Here is a 17,918-nt window from a genome sequence, read left to right as displayed (position 1 = left end):
GCATGGCTAATTGAGCGCCGTTGTGCAAATTGTAAGCCTGCGAACGAAAAAGGCGAGGCGTTAATCCTCTGCTTCTTTGCGCTTAAGGATGGTCGATAGGTCGAGAATCGACTGCGCCATGTCTGCCATGCTTTTGCTTTGGTTCATCGAGGTGGTGCGCAAAAATCGGTACGCTTGTTCTTCTGTCATGTCCTGGTGGGCCATGATGAGGCCTTTCGCCCGTTCGATCAGCTTGCGTTCGCGCAGGGCTTTGCGCGTATTCTCCAGCTCGTCGCTAAGCCCCTGTAAACGACTTGATTGCGCCTGGGTCAATTCGATGAGTGATCGGCCCAGGGGCGAATTTAGCGCATTGGCAGTCAAATCTCCCAAGGGTTCACCGCTGCTCAGGGCCAGCAGTTGCTCGCAAGGCGCCGGCGAATTATTGCAAGGCTCTGTTTTGGCTTTTTCCAGCGCGGCGTTGGCTTGATGAATCTTGCTATGACACAGCGCGGTCAGTTGAGCGTTGAAGGCATCTTCCACGTTTTTAATGCTGTCGATGCGCAGCGTGGTGAGCTCATACCAGGTTTCACCCAGCGAATCCGATGTATCAGGATGCGAGGCTCGCTGACGGGCAATATCGCGCAAATGACTGATGCCTGAGAGCGTGCGCGGCGACAACTCCTCCTGCCAGTGCTGCTGTGCTTCTGGGGAAGCGAATTCCTCAAAGGTATCAAAGCAGCGCTGTTGATCGTTGATCAGTTGGCCAAGCATTGCGCTATGGGCGTCGTCAAAATACCCCTGGGTAAAACCAAAGGCACCGCATGCGCGTTCCTGACCTGCCAATTCTTTGCCCTGCATTAAATGGAAAATGGCGACCAGGGCGCGGGTGATATCGGGGTCGACAGCTGTGTCGGCTGCTTCAAAGACAATCGCCAGCAGCCCGCTGGTCAGTTGATTGAAGGCCTGAGTTGCCGCGTCGGGCGTAATGGCAAAGGTATCAATGGCGTGGCGCAGCGCGCTGAGTTCATCCAGCGCCGCCCATACCGTTGCAATCCGACGCAGCAGGCGCGCGGCGGCCTGGGGTCGAGCTTCCTGGCTTAATGCCTCGAGGCGACGGCGCATCAGCGCTTCGGCATCCTGGCTGTACTGAAGGTAAGTCGCGCGGCGTTCTTTAAAGCGAGCGCCCTGGGACACCAGAAAAATCGTCGACGCGCCCCGCTCACGCTGCAGCATGTGAATGAAGTGGCTGATATCGCCGACAATGTCGCACGTTGTCGCCAGATGGGTCAGGTTATCGATATCGCAGCGTTTGGCGGTTAACAGTAGCTGTTGAGCTGAAGACATAATCCGTTTCCTTTGTGCTCACCGCCATTGATTGCGCACTTCCCTGGAAGTGCGCAATTGGCGTCGTTTAGCGTAACGATAGGGCACCCGCCCCGGTATCGTCGCCTACCGCTTCTCGGTAGGCGGCTGCCTCTTCGGCTTCTTGCGCATCGGTGAAGCGAACCAGCAGTACGCATGAGGCCAAGGCAAGGACGGCTAACCCCAGGTAGAAGAGGCCTTGCTGATAGGTCAGGCTTTCACTGCGGAACAGGAAGGCGGCAGACACGGCGCCAACGTTGCCGCCCGCGCCCACAATACCGGCGACCGCGCCCAGGGCTTTTTTATTGATGAAGGGGACCACCCCGTAGGTAGCGCCTTCGGCCATCTGCACAAATAGGCTGAACACCAGCATGATACCAATCGCCAGGCTCAGTACATGCATCTGTGAAAAAGCGATCAGGGCGATGCCTTCACAAATGAGGGCGACCAGTAACCAGCGTACACGTCCCTTCAAGCCGCCATGTTTGGCAAAAAGATCGGAAAATATGCCGCCCAGCGTACGTGCAAAGATATTCATCAAGCCAAACAGGCCGGCAATCAGGCCTGCGGTGGCAAGTGTCAGGTCAAAATTATCAAAAAAGTAGATGGCGGCGATGTTGTTGATCGTCAGTTCCACGCCAAAACAAATCCCATACACGACAAACAGGGCCCACACGCGAATATCCTTTGCCGCTACGGTAAAGCTTTGTAGCGCGCCGTTTTCGCCGCTGGCAGGCGGTAGCTCGCCGCGAGCGCGTAGCTCGTCAAAGTTGCCGTCGGGGGCATCCTGGGTAAATAGCCAATAGGCAATGCCGGTGAAGAACAGTACAACGCCCGGCACAACCATGGCCAACCGCCAGCCCAACGCCTCATTGACCCCGAGCATCAACATACCGGCAAATATCAACGGCATGACGATCTGGGTCGTACCGCCGCCCAGGTTACCCCAACCTGCACTGGTAGCATTGGCGGTACCGACCACGTTAGGCGCAAACATGATGGAAGTATGGTACTGGGTGATAACAAACGATGCGCCGATGGCACCAATTGCCAGACGCGCAAGCAGAAAAGTTTCAAAGCTATCGGCAAGGCCAATGGCCATCACCGGTATCGAGCCTAGCAGCAACAAGCCGGAATAGGTTTTGCGTGGCCCTAGGCGGTCGCACAGTACACCGATCACCAGGCGGACAATCACGGTGATCGCGACCGAGGCGATGATGGTATTGCCGATCTGGGTCTGGGTGAGGGCTAGGTCTTCACGTACCACTGCCATGAGTGGTGCAATACCGAACCAGCCAAAAAAGCAGAGATGGAAAGCAAACCACGAAAAATGGAAGGCACGCATTTGTGGCGTGGAAAAATTGAGCAATCGAATGCGGTTGGCTTTGTTGCGAATATCCATGGGATGGCCTCTCACGGGTTCTGTTACGAGTTCAATACCCTGCGCGTGAAACACGCAGCGTCATCGGTTCACGAGAACATGCCTTCTTCATTGAAGGTCAGGTTCGACGCACTCGTACCCGCTTGGGCCTGGTCCACGCCTACCACCACTGCTTCTGATTATGCAAAGTGGTTGCCATTGTTATATTTTTTTATATTAATCAGTGATTTGCTATTTATTTGATAACGGGGGCGGGAGATTTGCATTGCACTGATGCTGCATTATTGGGCATCAGTGCACCTGTGTTGGCTTAGTTTGGTGCTGCAGAAGGCGCCGAGCTTTCATCCAAATAGACGTCGTCGATATCCAGCGTGGAGCGTTCGCCGAGCGCGTCGATGTTATCTTCCAGCCAGCGGTCGGCGGCGGCATGGCCCTGTTCAAACAGGTGGCATAGAAAGGGCCATTCGGCATTAAGCTTGCTGGATACCGACAGTGGCAGTAACGAACCTTCACCGCTGATGCGGTGGAACAATGCCTGCTGGTAGCAGTTCTCGATGCCCTGGGCGTCAAGAACCTGCTTAAGCATGGCGATCATGCGCACTTCTTTGATCAGCGCCGAATTGAAGGTGATTTCGTTAAGGCGGTTCATGATAGCTGATGCCGTGGTAGGTAAGGCGTCGCGGCGAATGGGGTTGATCTGCACGAGCAGAATATCGCGTGCGCTACATTCCTCCATCAGCGGGAATAGCGCCGGGTTGCCCATATAGCCGCCATCCCAATAGGCTTCCCCATCAATTTCGACCGCTTGAAACACAAACGGCAGGCAGGCGGAGGCCATGACCGCATCAAGGCTCATCTCATGCCGGCGAAAGACCCGCTGCTTGCCGGTACGGACATTAGTGGCAGTGACAAACAGTTTGAGCTTTTCGCAGCGGCGGACCCGCTCAAAGTCGATCCGTTCGCCAACAATTTCACGCAGGGGATTCACGTTGAGGGGATTGAACTGATAGGGCGAGACCAGCCGGCTCATCAGGTCCATGGCGATATAGCCTGGCGAGTGTTCTAGACTCCAGTTACCGGTCAGCTTGTCCAGCGGCGAGCGACGGATAGGGCTTGCCATACCCGCTCGGCTAACGGCTCGCCAGAAATCGTGCAAGGCCTCGCGGGCGGTTTCTTTATCGCCCCGGGTGAGTGCATCGGCCATGACCACGCCGTTCATCGCACCGGCACTGGTGCCGCTGATACCTTCGATCTCGACCCGTGAGTCCGCCAGCAAGCGGTCAATGACGCCCCAGGTGTAGGCGCCGTGAGAACCACCGCCCTGTAATGCCAGGTCTAACGATTTGGGTTGAGCCATCGGCTTGCCTCCTGGGTATATGGCGTTTAAAAACGGTGGGCAAGCGACGGCGCGTTGGGGCAGTTGATCACTTGGGAGGTCGCTACCCATTCTTGGTCAGGGTAGTAGGCGAACACATAGTGTTCGTCTTTTAAGCTGTCGATTAAGGGGTAGGTGACTTCTTCACGAACCGCGGGGCAGCCGTGGCTGCGCCCCAGTCGGCCTGTTTGATCGATAAAGGCTTCGCTGACGTAGTCGGCACCATGGATCACGATGGCCCGTTCGTAGGCGTTGTCGTTAACGTTGGCCTCCAAGCCCTCCAGGCGCAATGAATAGCCATTGCGTCCGTAGTAACTGTTCATCGTTTTAAACAGCCCGATGCTGGATTGGTGGCTATTGGGGATATTGGAAAACGTCTCCGCCAGGGCATCCCCCGAGCCTTGGCCGTGAGAGACCAGTTCTTGGAACATCAGCTCGTGCTGGGCCAGATCGAATACCCACAGCCGTGGTTCGGTTGACGGTAGTGAGTAATCGATCACTGCTAAACGCTCGGCATGAGGGTCGCGACAGTTGAGCGCCTGAGCAGCGAGGCGTAGCGCGTCCGGGCTGGCGCCTGGCGCGAGCTGAAGCAGTTGATGGTTTAACGGCAGAATGCCATTGGGCGGTGCGCTATCGATGTGGCTAAAAAAACTGGAGGCATGGATCGGCAATGACAATAACGTGGCAGGCAGGCAAATAAGCCAGGCACGAAGCGAAAAAAATGGCACCATATAAGTCCATCCTGAAAGATGAGTCCATACTGAAAGTAGAACGGGGTTAGGCAGTCTCTAACCCGCTATGATAACAAGTACGTACATTATTGGGACGGCGATAATAACGCAAGGAGAGGGCAATGAACGAGCGGCAGCCATTAAAACGATGGGCGGTAGGGGTGGCGCTTTGCCTGAGCGTAGGTGCGGTGAGTAGCGCTAGTGCCGACATCGCGACACCCATAAGCGACGCACTGGAAGTGCGTTTGACGGCAAGCGAACAACGGTTACCGATTGAGCGCTTCTATCAATACCGCAATTACCAGCCAGTATGGACCACGGCCGCAAGCGTTGAAGCGCTTGTAGCAGGGCTCAATGAGCTTGAGCAAGACGGCATAAACCCCGAGAACTACGCGGTAGCATCGCTCATGGAGGCGTTTGAGCGCAGCCAGGCAGGCGGGGCGTCTGCCCAGGTGGCGTTTGAATTGCAGGCGAGCCAGGCGCTATTGCAAGCGCTTGATCATCTGAATCGTGGCCAGGTCAACCCCCGCCAGTTGAGCGCTCAATGGGATGCCGATCGGCCGTCGCGAGGTTACTCGATGAGGGCGGTGGTCAATGCCGTGAATCAGATGGATATTGCGGCGGCGCTTGACCAGGCACGCCCGGACTCATCAGCGTACCGTCGGCTAAGGGCTGCGTTTATTGATTTCCAATCGCGGTCATTGCAGTCGAGTGTGCCTTACCTCGACCGTCGCGACGAATCGCTACGACCTGGCGATCAGCATGACGATGTTTTGACGCTGCGTCGGCGACTGACACACTGGGGCGAGCCGCACCTGTTGGCGGCTAACCCCCAGGCGTACCCGCAGATAGATGTCGATACCCCTGATCAACGCCAGTTTGACGCTCAGCTTGCGGCGGCCGTCAAACGTTTTCAACGGCGCCATATGCTTCAGGAAGATGGTGTGGTCGGCGAGCAAACCCGTCGCGCGCTTAACGTCCCGATGTCATCGCGGGTCGAACAGCTCAAGGTGAATCTTGAGCGTGCGCGCTGGATGGGATCTCAGCCGGACGATGGGCCGAGGGTGTGGGTCGACCTGGCCGGTTACCGGTTGCATTACACGCGGCCAGGCGGCGAGCATTGGCAAACCCGCGTCGTAGTCGGTTCGCCCCAGCGTGCAACGCCGGTGATTCAATCGGCGATTACCCATCTAACGTTAAATCCAAGCTGGACCATTCCGCCGACTATTATGCGTGAGGACGTATTGCCGCGTGTTCGTGAAGACGTGGGCTATCTAGCCGAGGAAAATATCCAGGTGGTTGATTTTGACGGCAACCCGGTTAATGCTGAGGATGTCGACTGGCAGCGACCGGGCAGTGTCATGCTGCGTCAGGTGGCGGGTAGCGCGAACCCGTTAGGCAGCATCGTTGTGCGCTTTCCCAATAACCATATGATCTATCTGCACGATACGCCTGCCCAGGGGCTTTTTCAGCGGCAACAGCGCGCGCTGAGTTCAGGCTGCGTCAGGGTGGAGGGTGTCACCCAGTTTGCCCAGTTGTTGCTGGAAGATACCGGCAGTTCGGCGCAGGTGTCGAGCTTGGTGGCGAGTAGTAAAAGCGACCGGCAGCTCAGCTTGCCGCGTCGCGTGCCCATTGCGTTGCATTATTTGACGGCCTGGCCGAATGCTGAGGGTGAGGTCGAGTTTCGGCCGGATATTTACGGTCACGACGCAGCCGTGGAGTCGGCACTAAGCCAATCCGTGCGACTGTCAGGCTAATGACCGCGTAAGCGGCCAGTTTTTTGGAAGCATAAAAAAAGCGCCACTTGTGTGGCGCTTTTTTGCTGGAACGAGAGGGTTATTCGTCGTCTTCTGATGTGTTGCCGACCAGGCTGATCGTGCCGGTTTCACCGCTATCCAGTGCCGCCAGTATGGGCTCGGCCTGGCGCTGAAACGCGATGAGAGTATCGCCATCCAGGCTGGTGTTCTCAGGCAACTCAACGGTCATCGCGTTGACCGGCGAATTGTTGACGATGACTTCGTAGTGCAGATGCGGGCCAGTGCTGCGGCCGGTGTTGCCCGATAGCGCAATGCGCTCGCCCATTTCGATCCGCTCACCCTGGCTGACCAGAGGCTTTGAAAGATGTAAATAGCGGGTGCGGTAGCCGTTGTCGTGACGAACGACAATGTAGCGTCCGGCGGCGTAATGGTTGGCAACCTTCTCGACTCGGCCAGCAGCGGGTGCCGTAATGGGCGTGCCAATCGGCATGGCAAAGTCGGTACCGTTATGCGGGCTGATGCGCCCGGTGACCGGGTGCTTGCGCTGCGGGTTGAAGTTTGAACTCAGGCGGTAGCTGCCTTCAAAGGGTCGGCGTGCGAACGCCGGATCCAGACTACCGCCTTCCGGCGTATAAAATTTATCGTCGGTCGCATTGCGTACCACGGTTAAATCCATGCGTTCGCCCTGGTATTTAACCGCCAGCACGCGCGAGTCAAGCGTTTCGCCTTCAATCATGTCAGATTCGACGAGCACCTGAAAACGATCGCCGCGACGGCTGTCGCGGCGAAAATCGAGTTTTTTCTGGAGCAGTTGGGTCAATGCCGTGACAGAACTGCTGTTAAGGCCCGTCGACTGGGCAGAGCGGGCAAAGCTACCGCTGACGGTGCCCGCGTAAAGGCGTTGAACCGGCTCGCCTTTGCGCTCAATGCTGTTAATGGCGTACTGGTCGTCTTCGCGTTCAATCAATACGCCATCACGGGTATTTTTCATCATCCGCAGCGATAGCAGGCGACCATCTTCGTCAAGCTGGTAGTCGAAGCTGTGGCCTGCACGCCATTGGGTCAGCATTTTGGGATCGGGTACATCGTCAAGTAGCGTCAGGACTTCGCTGTAACCTAGGCCTAATTGGTTCTGGGCCAGAACGGCAAAGGTTTCGCCCGACTCAACGATATGGGTTTCCCACTGGGGTACAAACGGCTCTTCTGCGGCTATTTCCAAATCAAGGAACGACACATCGCCAAACAGCTCAGCGCCGTAATCTTCATAGGAGGTGGCGTCGGCTATCTGGGTAGATGACTCGTGGTCGACATCCAGCATGCCGCTGGTCAACGTGCCGATCACAACGGCCATGTGCAGCGCGCCATCATTAAGAATTACGTCATTTGCCGTACTTGTGTCTGAAGCACTGAGTACGCTGGACGCGGGTGTCAGCACGCTTGCAGTGCGTAGATTGACATCGGCTTCCGCGCCATCAATAACGTCCAAATTCACAATTTCGGTCGCTTTCAAGTCGCTCAGCGGAATGTTCTCGCGAGTTGCATCAAGGGCGCGGGAGGCGCGGTCGATGGCAGCGGCTACAGGAGTGCGTTCGTTACCTAGGGTGGGAACACCCGGGGTAGAATCGCTTGGAAGGGGGACCAGAACGCTCTCCATTGGAGCATCGGGTTGATTCAGTTCGTTATATGTCGTTAACAATTTTTGTGTGCCCAGCACCGTAACCATAGTGGCTACCGGTAACAATAACAATTTATGCGTGCGGGGCAGCGAATGAAGGATTCGCAACATGGGTAAATAGACCGCCGAGTTCGTGATTTTAATGTAACAAAAGTGAATAAACCCATGAACAATAACCCATGTTAGCGGGGGTGCCTAGACTGTATATCTATACATAAAGGGAACTTACGCTAAATTGCGCAAGAACATCACGAATCCTACTATTTTTGAACGCTGTTTGCTAACAAATGTAACGGTAGGCGATAAACATCCTTATTATAGGCTGTATAGGTTGAAAATTTTTGCGAACTTCCGTGTGCTTAGCTAGAAAAGCATAGACGTATTTGGCTTTTTGTAAAGCATCTATATAAGTAATGTCTAACAATGTTGGCGCTAAAATCTCCCGGAAGAGGTCCTGCACGACTGCAGGTATCGTCAGCATGGCGGGTCTTGCAGAATAGTTGGTTCGGGTTACGGTAATCCGGGCCATAAGCTGGCACTATGGATTTATCGAAAGTTTGGCGATTGTTTCGCTGTTTTGCGTCGGGGAAATCGAAATGTCTCGGGTAACACTTGCACAGTGGCAGATGCTAGCCGCCGTGGTTGACCATGGAGGGTTTGCTCGGGCCGCCGAGGCCGTGCATAAAAGCCCCTCAACGTTAAACCACGCGGTACATAAACTGGAAGAACAGTTAGGGGTTCAGGTGCTTGAGCCCGTAGGGCGCCAGGTCCGCCTGACGGAGGCCGGTGAGTTACTCCTGCGCCGGGCTCGTCAACTGATTGAAAGTTCCGAGTCGCTGGAAGACGTGGCCTCGCGGTTGGCAGCGGGACTGGAGGCGGAAGTCGTGCTCGCGATCGACCAGGTGTTTCCCGCGGCGGCCCAGGCAAAAGCGCTAGAGCGTTTTTCTGAAACTTATCCCCAGGTGCGGGTACAGCTGTTTGAAAGTGTGTTAAATGGCGGCATTGAAATGCTATACGATGGCCGCGCGGATTTGGTGATATCGGGTATTGAAGCGCAAGGGTTTCTTGGGGAGCCGTTGGTCATGGTGAAGTTTGTTGCCGTCGCCCATCCCACCCATGCGCTTCATCGGTTGGGTAGGTCGCTGGATCTGCGAGACCTTGCCCAGCACCGTCAGCTAGTCGTCCGGGATTCCGCGCTTCGCCAATCGACTAACGCTGGCTGGTTGAAAGCCGAACAGCGCTGGACGGTTAGCCACCTGAATACCTCGCTCGATATGCTTAAGCGTGGTCTCGGCTTTGCATGGATGCCGGAAACGCGCATTGAACAAGAGCTCCGTGACGGTCAGCTCAAGCCGCTTCCACTGGCAGCGGGCAGTATTCGGGAAGTTCCCATTCAATTGATTTTTCGCGATCAGGACAGGGCGGGGCCGGCGGCGCATGCCATGGCCGCGGCGCTACGCCAGGCCGTGCGTGAGTGCGCCTTTGAGGATTCGATTGCATCGAATGAATAGCGCTAAAACATCCGCTTGAGTCGCGTGGTCCCAAGCGTATGCTGAGTCGACGCTAACGCTTTGAGGAGATGCACCATGGGGCTGTTGATTGACGGCGAATGGCACGATCAGTGGTACGACACAAAGAAACATGGAGGCGAGTTCGTCCGCGAATCGGCCCAGCTGCGTGACTGGGTGGGTGATCATCCCGTTGTTGAAGGTAATTGTTACCCGGCTGAAATGAATCGTTATCATCTGTATGTGTCGCTTGCCTGTCCCTGGGCGCACCGTACATTGATCATGCGAGCCCTCAAAGGGCTTGAGTCGGTTATCGGTACTTCCCACGTCAGCCCGTTAATGCTCGATCAGGGGTGGACGTACCATCAAGACGAAGGTGCCAGCGGCGATCCTGTCAATGGGGTCGAGTTTCATCGCCAGCTTTATACAATGACCGATCCCCACTACACCGGGCGCGTTACCGTCCCCGTTCTTTGGGACAAGCAGCGTAACGCGATTGTTAATAATGAATCGGCTGACCTGGTGCGTATACTCAATGGCGCCTTTGACGACCTGACCGGCAATGACCTGGATTTCTACCCCGACGACTTGCGCGATGTCATTGATGAGGTCAATGCCGACGTTTATGACCACATTAATAACGGTGTTTACAAGTCAGGTTTTGCTACCGAACAGCACGTATACGAAAAACATGTGCAGGCGCTGTTCGATGCGTTGGAACGTATGGAGAAGCGTCTAGCACAACATCGTTACCTGGTGGGCGAGTGGTTAACCGAGGCGGATATTCGGTTGTTTACCACCTTGATACGTTTCGATGCGGTGTATTACGGCCACTTCAAGTGCAACGTGAAGCGTATAGAAGACTTTCCCAATCTTGCCAACTACGTGCGCGAGATCTATCAGTGGCCGGGGGTGGCTGAAACGGTTAATATGGACCACATCAAACGCCACTATTATTACAGTCACGACACCATCAACCCCACTCGCATCGTTCCGGTTGGGCCGGCGTTGGATTTTGATCGTCCGCATGATCGCGAGCGGTTGCCGGGGAAGGGGATACGCCGCAAGGCCTGATCAGACGGTTGGAAACCAAAAAGCCACCTGACGGTGGCTTTTTCCCGTTGTTCCAGAAAGGGAACTTACGATATCAGTCCAAGATTTACTCTTCGTTGATTTCTTCGTCAGGATCAATGGCCTCGCGGGTTGTTTGCCAGGCACTTTGAACACCCTCTTCGGTGCTTTGCCAAGCATCGCGGGCATTTGCCTTGGTCTGTTCCCACCAGTCCCGGTCATAAGTGGGGAAAGATTTTACTTCCTCTTCTGAGGCGCTGATGAGGACACGATGCTCGGTATCGTCACCGTCAGTATCGGTTTCCAGGCTGAAGTAATCGGTGTCGACGACTATTTCGCGACCGCCCAAGCCAAGGATAGAACCGCTTTCGACGACCAGAGCACTGACCTGCATGTCTTCATTCAGCAGAATATCGTCGACGTCACCAATATCTTCGTTGGTATCGCCTTCAAGATAGACATCAGCATCCATGATGTCATCGGCGGAATACATACCTTGGGGCTCGTCTGTCGCGGCGTTGGCATTGAAGGCAACACCGCTGAGTAGGGCTGCGCTTACGGCAGTGGTAATGATTGACTTATGCATAGCATCTCTCCTTGTGGCTACGAACCTCAATATCTGATTGGGCACCTGTATCGACTACGCGACAGGTAACAGAATATTGAGAGGGGGTATTGCAGAATATATTGCGCGTTGAGCCGTTACAGGGAGTTGGCCCAATCGTCCGCCTTGCGCTCGGCTTCTTCCTTTTCCAAGCCATATTTTTGTTGCAGCTTGCCCACCAGTTGGTCACGTTTGCCGGCGATCTGGTCGAGCTCATCGTCGGTAATTTCGCCCCAACTGGCGCGTGCTTTGCCTTTCACTTCGGTCCATCTTCCTTCGACTTGATCCCAGTTCATCGAATCACTCCTTGAGGTGCCATGAAATTGATAAGGCACCCATCAGGCTAGACGAAATATGGCATGGTGCAAGGAGGAAGTGAACGAAAAAAACACTGGAATGACTGGTCAGGCACCCGTGGCAGTGTTAGCATGCGCACTCCTCGCATGTGCTGACCCCACCATCACGACGATAAGCGTTTGCCTGCGTAGTTGTGAGTCGTTCACAAGAACCGCTCCCTACGAAGCAACGTTTGCTGGAACATCTTGCCAACGCCAGATGTTGACTGCTGTGAAGATGGCGCGCCTCCAGTATTTCACCAAACGGGTGAAATCGGCGCAACAAGGTCGCCACGGCGGATTGAACCGCTATTAAAGCGTCAATCCGGATGCTGGGTGCGACCGGCGTCTCCGACTCCACCGATGACGATATCCGCTTTGCGGAGCCATGTTCTTTGATGCTGCCTTGACGTGCGCATCATTAACGAGTCAGAGACGCTTACGATGTTTTTTGCCGGAACAACCGGCCTACCAAGGTGTGATTAATGACCTCGACTTCTGTCGCTTCGCCGACCTTCGGCGATCTTGCTCTATTGCCTGCCGTTCTGACTGCTGTTGAATCTCAGGGCTACGTAACTCCCTCGCCTATTCAGGCGCAGACCATTCCTGCGTTGCTCGAAGGCCGGGATATGCTGGGCCAGGCGCAAACCGGTACCGGTAAAACCGCTGCGTTCGCATTGCCATTGTTATCGCGTCTGGAACTGACGCGCCGCGAGCCTCAGGTGCTGGTCATGGCACCGACTCGCGAGCTTGCTCAACAGGTTGCTGTCTCATTCAGCAAATACGGCCAAAATCTTAAAGGCCTCGAAGTTGCGACCCTGTGTGGCGGTCAAGAGTACCGCGAACAGCTCGGCGCGCTGAAGCGCGGTGCCCAGGTTGTTGTCGGCACTCCTGGCCGGATTATCGACCATCTCGACCGCGGCAGTCTGAAACTCGACGGCCTGTCCGCACTCGTGCTGGACGAAGCGGACGAAATGCTGCGTATGGGCTTTATCGACGACGTAAAACGCGTGGTTGCCGATACCCCGAAAGATGCCCGGCGCGTGTTCTTCTCCGCGACCCTGCCGACTGAAATCGAACGTATCGTTAACCGCTACCTGGTAGACCCGGTTAAAGTCGCGATCGAAAAAGGCACAACGACCGGCGAAAATATCGAACAGCGCATCGTGCGTGTTGACGGTGGCGCCAAGCTTGAAGCACTGGCACGTATTCTCGAAGTCGAGCCGGTCGACGGCGCCATTGTCTTTGTGCGTACCCGTGCCGCCTGTACCACGCTCGTAGAGCAACTGACTGCTCGTGGTGTCAATGCCGCTGGTCTGTCAGGTGATCTCGACCAGAGTCTGCGTGAGCGCACCATTACCCGCTTGAAGCGTGGCAAGGTCGACGTGCTGATCGCCACCGATGTGGCCGCGCGCGGTCTAGACGTATCGCGTATTACCCATGTCATCAACTACGACCTGCCCCAGGATGCGGAAGCCTACACGCACCGTATTGGCCGTACTGGCCGTGCCGGTCGTAGCGGTATCGCGATTACCTTTGCTGGTTTCCGTGAAGGCCGCAAAGTGGGCTGGATGGAGCAGGCAACTGGTCAGAAAATGGCCGATATGCCGCTACCTGATGAATCCGCTATCCGTGCGCACCGCGATGAAGTTTTCCATCAGCGCGTCGTTGCCTCGTTAACCAAAGGCGCAGACGAGCAGCGTGCGCTGATCGAACGTCTGGTAGAAGAAGGTCACGACCCGGTCGAATTGGCCTGTGCGTTTTCTGCCATGGCCCGCGCTGATGAAGCACCGATTGGTCGCCTGCAGGCACCGCGCAAAGAGAAGCCCTCGCGTGATGGCGCGTCTGGCGGTAAGCCGGGTGCTCGTCGTGAGCGTTCAAGCACGCCCAGCGAAGGCATGACCCGCTACCGCGTTTCCGTCGGCCATAAAGACGGCGTTAAGCCCGGTCAACTGGTCGGCGCTCTAGCTAACGAAGGCGGTATCGAAGGCGCGCGCATTGGCCGTATCGATATCCGTAACGCCTTCTCGGTGGTTGAACTGCCCAGCGGTTTGCCGTCCACCATCCTGACTAAAATGGCCCGTGCCCGCGTATCTGGCCGTCCGTTGGAAATCAGCGAAGATAGCGCCCCGGAGCGTGCTCCGCGCCGTCGTCGTGATGAAGGTGATGCGCCTATTAGTCGCCGCGAACGCGCTTAAGGATTAATCAGCTGCCGCCAAGCGGCAACTGAGGATATCTCACAACGCCCCCGCACCTTGACTGGTGTGGGGGCGTTTTTTTGCTACGTTATTCCCCATTCACCGCTTCAAGGAGGATGCCATGCCTGCACCGCTACACGAATGGAACCTCGCGCCCAAAGACGCAATGGCACTGCAAACGAAGCTCGCGAAGCGGGTCGAATTGAACGACCGTATCGAGCCCGTGCACCATATTGCGGGGGTGGATATTGGTTTTGAGGATGGCGGTGAAACAACCCGAGCGGCAGTGGTGGTACTGCAATGGAGCCAGGAAGCTGCCCCCAACCTGTCGGTCGTAGAGCAGGTCATTCAGCGTGAGCCTACGCGTATGCCCTATATTCCTGGGCTGCTGTCGTTTCGTGAAATTCCCGCCGCGCTGGGTGCTTTTGCAAAACTAAGCATTCAGCCCGAACTGGTGATGGTGGACGGGCAGGGCATCGCCCATCCACGGAGACTGGGGGTTGCTGCCCACCTGGGACTATGGCTGGATACGCCCACCATTGGCATTGCCAAATCCCGGCTGACGGGAACCCATGCTGAAGTGGGTGAGCAGCGTGGCGATTGGGTACCGCTCACTGCCAACAGCGGTGAGGTGATTGGTGCGGTATTGCGCTCAAGAGCCAGGGTGAAACCGGTGTTTGTGTCTTCTGGTCACCGCCTGTCGCTGGACACGTCTTTGCAATGGGTGTTGCGCTGCCTGGGTGCGACCAAACTGCCAGAACCCACCCGCCTGGCAGACCGGCTCGCCTCGCGGCGGGATCAAAGGCGCGTTTAATTACACAAACGATAGGAAACGGCGCAGAAGGCCGGATGCCTCTGGTGTGTCGTGAACGCCACTGAGCAGGGCGTCAGGGTCTTCGCCCTGGTCGCGCAGCGCTGCTCGCTGACGCTCAAGATAGGCGCGCATCACCGGTGCAGTGAATTCGGGATGAAACTGCACGCTCCATTGGCGTGGTCCATAGCGCAGTGCTTGGTGGGCGTCGTGGCTGTTATGCGCGAGCACCGTGGCATTGGGTGGTAACTGCATTACCGATTGCGCATGGGTGAGATGCGCCGGGAAGGACTCGGGCAGCTGGCTGAAGAGAGGATCTTGCTGACCGGCCTGGGTGAGCCGTACCTGATGAGTGCCCGATTCCCGACCGGCGGGGTGGAAGTCGCTGACGCCGTCAAAGGCCGCTGCCATGAGCTGGTGCCCGTAACACACGCCAAGCATTGGCACCTCGTCCGCCAGCGCCTGCTTGAGCCAGGGCTTTAGCGCCTCACTCCATGGCGGCGCTTCACTCACCATGCTGTGCGAACCAGTGATGACCACGCCGGCAAACGAGGTGGGCGACGCCGTTGGTGTTTTCTCCCGTGCATCCCATACGCTTAACGTCATGTCGCCAGGTAACGCCTCACGTAGCTGCTGGATAAAAAGCTGCTCGAAATCACCGTGCTGTTCGACCACTTCCGGGAAGGCATCACCGGTTTTAATAATCACTAAAGAAGGCATGATGTTTCTCATCTTGGCGCGGTGTATAACAAACCCAGCTAGGATAATTCCCGTTTAGGAGGCAGTATATAGTCTCCATATTACGTTCAGGAGTCTGATATGCAACAGATTACCCGTGCCGGTGAGCCGATGGATGTCGCCGGCCATTTGCCAGCCCCAGGGCAAGTCGCGCCTGCCATGACCCTCACCAACAGTGAGCTTCAGGATGTCACCCTTGATACGTATCAAGGCAAACGCAAAGTGCTCAACATTATTCCCAGCGTCGATACGCCGACTTGCGCGATGTCGACTCGGCAGTTTAACGAGCTGGCGTCCAAACTTGAAAACACTGTGGTGTTGGTGGTGTCGGCCGATTTGCCCTTTGCTGCCAAGCGGTTTTGTGGTGCGGAAGGGTTGGACGACGTCGAAACACTGTCCACCTTCCGTCATCGCGAGTTTCAGGAAGCCTGGGGCGTGGCGTTGTGCAATAGCGCGATGGAAGGGCTATGTGCCCGGGCCGTCGTGGTGCTGGACACCGATAACCGCGTGCTCCACAGCGAGCTGGTAAGTGAGCTGAAAGATCAGCCGGATTACGACGCTGCGCTCGCTGCCCTTAACGCTTGATATCGGCCTGACGACGCTCTGCCGCCGCCACCAGCGCGCGAATTAAACGCTGTTGGGGGCGGTTGAAAACGAGCCATTCGGGATGCCATTGCACGCCAAGCAGAAAATCGTGGTCACGGGACTCTATACCCTGGACCAGACCATCGCGGTCACGGGCGACAATGTCGATTCCCTTGCCGGCACGGTTAACCGCTTGATGATGTAGGCTGTTAACCCGGCACCAGGTGACGCCGAGCAAGCGGTGTAACTGGCTGGCCCCTACGATATCGACGGTTTTGCGGGGCAGCACCGTGCGTCGGCGTTTCAATCCCTCATGAGTGGTGTAAATATCCGGGTCCAGGGTGCCGCCCAGGTGGATGTTGATCAGTTGGGCTCCCCGGCAAATACCCAGTACAGGGGTATTGCGCGGGATAAAATGCTCCAGCAGCCTGAGTTCCAGTTCGTCTCGGGCGGGGTCCAAGCGGACATCCAGCTGCACCTCACCACCATACAGTGAGGCTTCAATATCATCGCCACCGCCGATGATGAGTCCATCCAGATCATCGGGCATAGGTCTTGCAGGCGATAAACGCAGCGGTCGGCCACCGTGACGCCAGACTGCAAACCAATCGAAACACCAGGCAAGCTGGCTTTTTGCATCGGAAGTGGTAATGCCAATTAACGGGCGGGCCATGCAAGGGCACTCTTGGTTAATGTGAATGGATAATCAATGTGAATGAATAGTCGATGTGAATGACTTAACAGCAACACCCCAAGATGACGCTATCAGCGCTTCGTTGAACTGCGCTGACTCCACCAGCGCTTGGCGCGGCTTGCCAGGCGAGTAATCAGTGGCCGGTTGTGCTGGGCGATATAGTGGTCACAGCGCGCGGCAAGGGTTTCCCTGGAGGCTGCCAAGCGTTCCACGGCGACCCAGCGATTCCATTCCGTGACGGCCCCCCAACGAGGCTCCGAAAGCTGGGCATTAGGTAGCCGGTAATGAAACGTTGGCCGAGGTTTGGTCAACTCGCTATGCAACAGCTTGTGTGGGTGGTCAGGGCGAAGGTAAGCAAACAGTGGCAATAAATCCAGTTCCCGGTTGCGGGTGGGATTGTAGTACAGGTAGTCATCAATCAGCGTGTCGATATCCGGCGTGTACTGACGGTTTAATACCTTGAGCGCATACTCTTTGGGAAATGGGTTGGCGTGGGGCAGCACTTCGCGGGTGATGTCCACCTTGATCTCACTGCGCAGCCAGCTTGCCAGGAGCAGGTAGGCGCGCAGCATCGCCAGCAGGTAATCCACGTCTTCACGCTCAACTTCAGGGTTGAGGTGTAACCCAAAGCCGTAGAGTAAGCTGGCATCCGTGCCTTTTGCCCCGTGCGTCCGCAATGCCTCAAACAGCGTATCGAGCTCGTCGAGTTCGTTCCAGGGCACCGGCGGACAAACGATCTCAGTGGGAACCAGGCCCGTCACCATATCGCCAATTAGCTCGCGAGTCTTGCGGTGGAATTCCAGGCGATGTTGGTGTTGCTGGCGTGACCATTCGCTGTCCTGCTCGTGGATTTCCTCTAGTAGCGCCTGGTCAGGGTGCGCATATTGGGTATCCAGCTCAATGCCAAACTCCCCCCAACGGGTGCCTTCGACCAGTAGCCGGTGGGGGCTGACCACGTTAAGCTCGCCACCAAACAGTTCGCACACGATCAGGGCTGTGTCGCGAGGTGGCAAACCGGCGAATTCGATTTCGACACCGATCTTGCGAGTTTCGCCCTTTGAGTTCCATCCATTAGGTGGCGCTTCTAGCGTCATCTCGGCATCCTGTGAGGTGA

Annotated in this window: 16 protein-coding genes; 6 read left to right on the top strand and 10 right to left on the bottom strand. The window is 56.2% G+C overall.

Annotation, left to right across the window (positions count from 1 at the left end):
• Positions 1-60: 60 nt before the first annotated feature.
• From HXW73_RS12715 to HXW73_RS12700, 4 genes are all read right to left on the bottom strand, one after another.
• Positions 61-1,323, bottom strand: coding sequence for a nitrate regulatory protein (locus tag HXW73_RS12715; protein WP_186253448.1), 1,263 nt, complete (start codon positions 1,321-1,323; stop codon positions 61-63).
• A gap of 67 nt (positions 1,324-1,390) precedes the next feature.
• The gene (locus HXW73_RS12710) at positions 1,391-2,743 is read right to left on the bottom strand and encodes a NarK family nitrate/nitrite MFS transporter (protein WP_186253447.1); all 1,353 of its coding nucleotides are present in this window, start codon (positions 2,741-2,743) and stop codon (positions 1,391-1,393) included.
• A gap of 289 nt (positions 2,744-3,032) precedes the next feature.
• Entirely contained in the window at positions 3,033-4,079 is a 1,047-nt protein-coding gene (locus HXW73_RS12705; RefSeq protein WP_186253446.1) for a patatin-like phospholipase family protein, read from the bottom strand.
• A gap of 26 nt (positions 4,080-4,105) precedes the next feature.
• On the bottom strand, positions 4,106-4,828 hold the full coding sequence (locus tag HXW73_RS12700; RefSeq protein WP_186253445.1) for a murein L,D-transpeptidase catalytic domain family protein: 723 nt from the start codon (positions 4,826-4,828) through the stop codon (positions 4,106-4,108).
• A gap of 122 nt (positions 4,829-4,950) precedes the next feature.
• On the opposite strand from HXW73_RS12700, the gene HXW73_RS12695 reads away from it, so the two are divergent.
• A complete protein-coding gene (locus tag HXW73_RS12695; RefSeq protein ID WP_186253444.1) occupies positions 4,951-6,585 on the top strand; it encodes a L,D-transpeptidase family protein in 1,635 nt (544 codons plus the stop codon).
• A 79-nt stretch (positions 6,586-6,664) separates the two neighbouring features.
• On the opposite strand, the gene HXW73_RS12690 is transcribed toward HXW73_RS12695, so the two are convergent.
• A complete protein-coding gene (locus HXW73_RS12690; protein ID WP_186253443.1) occupies positions 6,665-8,371 on the bottom strand; it encodes a peptidoglycan DD-metalloendopeptidase family protein in 1,707 nt (568 codons plus the stop codon).
• Between the two features lie 485 nt (positions 8,372-8,856).
• On the opposite strand from HXW73_RS12690, the gene HXW73_RS12685 reads away from it, so the two are divergent.
• Both HXW73_RS12685 and HXW73_RS12680 read left to right on the top strand, forming a co-directional pair.
• Complete coding sequence (locus HXW73_RS12685; protein ID WP_186253442.1) at positions 8,857-9,771, top strand: LysR family transcriptional regulator; 915 nt, start codon at positions 8,857-8,859, stop codon at positions 9,769-9,771.
• A gap of 75 nt (positions 9,772-9,846) precedes the next feature.
• Complete coding sequence (locus tag HXW73_RS12680; protein WP_186253441.1) at positions 9,847-10,842, top strand: glutathione S-transferase family protein; 996 nt, start codon at positions 9,847-9,849, stop codon at positions 10,840-10,842.
• A gap of 85 nt (positions 10,843-10,927) precedes the next feature.
• Here HXW73_RS12680 and HXW73_RS12675 read toward each other — a convergent pair whose 3' ends face one another.
• On the bottom strand, positions 10,928-11,425 hold the full coding sequence (locus HXW73_RS12675) for a PRC-barrel domain-containing protein (protein WP_186253440.1): 498 nt from the start codon (positions 11,423-11,425) through the stop codon (positions 10,928-10,930).
• A 116-nt stretch (positions 11,426-11,541) separates the two neighbouring features.
• Positions 11,542-11,739 (bottom strand): CsbD family protein, encoded by a 198-nt coding sequence (locus HXW73_RS12670; protein WP_085918181.1) that lies wholly within the window; start codon positions 11,737-11,739, stop codon positions 11,542-11,544.
• A gap of 524 nt (positions 11,740-12,263) precedes the next feature.
• On the opposite strand from HXW73_RS12670, the gene HXW73_RS12665 reads away from it, so the two are divergent.
• Positions 12,264-13,976: a DEAD/DEAH box helicase gene (locus HXW73_RS12665; protein ID WP_186253439.1), complete on the top strand. Its 1,713-nt coding sequence runs from the start codon at positions 12,264-12,266 to the stop codon at positions 13,974-13,976.
• 121 nt (positions 13,977-14,097) lie between these two features.
• Positions 14,098-14,790 (top strand): deoxyribonuclease V, encoded by a 693-nt coding sequence (gene nfi / locus HXW73_RS12660; protein ID WP_186253438.1) that lies wholly within the window; start codon positions 14,098-14,100, stop codon positions 14,788-14,790.
• On the opposite strand, the gene HXW73_RS12655 is transcribed toward nfi, so the two are convergent.
• Positions 14,791-15,507, bottom strand: coding sequence for a glutamine amidotransferase (locus HXW73_RS12655; protein ID WP_186253437.1), 717 nt, complete (start codon positions 15,505-15,507; stop codon positions 14,791-14,793). It abuts the gene before it with no gap.
• 99 nt (positions 15,508-15,606) lie between these two features.
• On the opposite strand from HXW73_RS12655, the gene tpx reads away from it, so the two are divergent.
• The gene (gene tpx, locus HXW73_RS12650) at positions 15,607-16,110 is read left to right on the top strand and encodes a thiol peroxidase (RefSeq protein ID WP_186253436.1); all 504 of its coding nucleotides are present in this window, start codon (positions 15,607-15,609) and stop codon (positions 16,108-16,110) included.
• On the opposite strand, the gene HXW73_RS12645 is transcribed toward tpx, so the two are convergent.
• Together HXW73_RS12645 and HXW73_RS12640 are read right to left on the bottom strand one after the other, a co-directional pair.
• Positions 16,100-16,783, bottom strand: a complete 684-nt coding sequence (locus HXW73_RS12645; protein ID WP_186253435.1) for a gamma-glutamyl-gamma-aminobutyrate hydrolase family protein — start codon at positions 16,781-16,783, stop codon at positions 16,100-16,102. The two genes, tpx and HXW73_RS12645, sit on opposite strands and share 11 nt — an antisense overlap.
• A gap of 92 nt (positions 16,784-16,875) precedes the next feature.
• Entirely contained in the window at positions 16,876-17,898 is a 1,023-nt protein-coding gene (locus HXW73_RS12640) for an amidoligase family protein (RefSeq protein WP_186253434.1), read from the bottom strand.
• Positions 17,899-17,918: the final 20 nt, after the last annotated feature.

Source organism: Halomonas sp. SH5A2 (assembly GCF_014263395.1).
Classification (GTDB): domain Bacteria; phylum Pseudomonadota; class Gammaproteobacteria; order Pseudomonadales; family Halomonadaceae; genus Vreelandella.
Note: the sequence above shows the minus strand (reverse complement) of the source record. Positions and strands in the feature narration are given on the sequence as shown.

What these genes read in the sequence shown, in the direction of transcription:
- HXW73_RS12715 (WP_186253448.1), bottom strand. Translation starts at nt 1,323, where the DNA reads ATGTCTTCAGCTCAACAGCTACTGTTAACCGCCAAACGCTGCGATATC.
- HXW73_RS12710 (WP_186253447.1), bottom strand. Translation starts at nt 2,743, where the DNA reads ATGGATATTCGCAACAAAGCCAACCGCATTCGATTGCTCAATTTTTCC.
- HXW73_RS12705 (WP_186253446.1), bottom strand. Translation starts at nt 4,079, where the DNA reads ATGGCTCAACCCAAATCGTTAGACCTGGCATTACAGGGCGGTGGTTCT.
- HXW73_RS12700 (WP_186253445.1), bottom strand. Translation starts at nt 4,828, where the DNA reads ATGGTGCCATTTTTTTCGCTTCGTGCCTGGCTTATTTGCCTGCCTGCC.
- HXW73_RS12695 (WP_186253444.1), top strand. Translation starts at nt 4,951, where the DNA reads ATGAACGAGCGGCAGCCATTAAAACGATGGGCGGTAGGGGTGGCGCTT.
- HXW73_RS12690 (WP_186253443.1), bottom strand. Translation starts at nt 8,371, where the DNA reads ATGTTGCGAATCCTTCATTCGCTGCCCCGCACGCATAAATTGTTATTG.
- HXW73_RS12685 (WP_186253442.1), top strand. Translation starts at nt 8,857, where the DNA reads ATGTCTCGGGTAACACTTGCACAGTGGCAGATGCTAGCCGCCGTGGTT.
- HXW73_RS12680 (WP_186253441.1), top strand. Translation starts at nt 9,847, where the DNA reads ATGGGGCTGTTGATTGACGGCGAATGGCACGATCAGTGGTACGACACA.
- HXW73_RS12675 (WP_186253440.1), bottom strand. Translation starts at nt 11,425, where the DNA reads ATGCATAAGTCAATCATTACCACTGCCGTAAGCGCAGCCCTACTCAGC.
- HXW73_RS12670 (WP_085918181.1), bottom strand. Translation starts at nt 11,739, where the DNA reads ATGAACTGGGATCAAGTCGAAGGAAGATGGACCGAAGTGAAAGGCAAA.
- HXW73_RS12665 (WP_186253439.1), top strand. Translation starts at nt 12,264, where the DNA reads ATGACCTCGACTTCTGTCGCTTCGCCGACCTTCGGCGATCTTGCTCTA.
- nfi (WP_186253438.1), top strand. Translation starts at nt 14,098, where the DNA reads ATGCCTGCACCGCTACACGAATGGAACCTCGCGCCCAAAGACGCAATG.
- HXW73_RS12655 (WP_186253437.1), bottom strand. Translation starts at nt 15,507, where the DNA reads ATGCCTTCTTTAGTGATTATTAAAACCGGTGATGCCTTCCCGGAAGTG.
- tpx (WP_186253436.1), top strand. Translation starts at nt 15,607, where the DNA reads ATGCAACAGATTACCCGTGCCGGTGAGCCGATGGATGTCGCCGGCCAT.
- HXW73_RS12645 (WP_186253435.1), bottom strand. Translation starts at nt 16,783, where the DNA reads ATGGCCCGCCCGTTAATTGGCATTACCACTTCCGATGCAAAAAGCCAG.
- HXW73_RS12640 (WP_186253434.1), bottom strand. Translation starts at nt 17,898, where the DNA reads ATGACGCTAGAAGCGCCACCTAATGGATGGAACTCAAAGGGCGAAACT.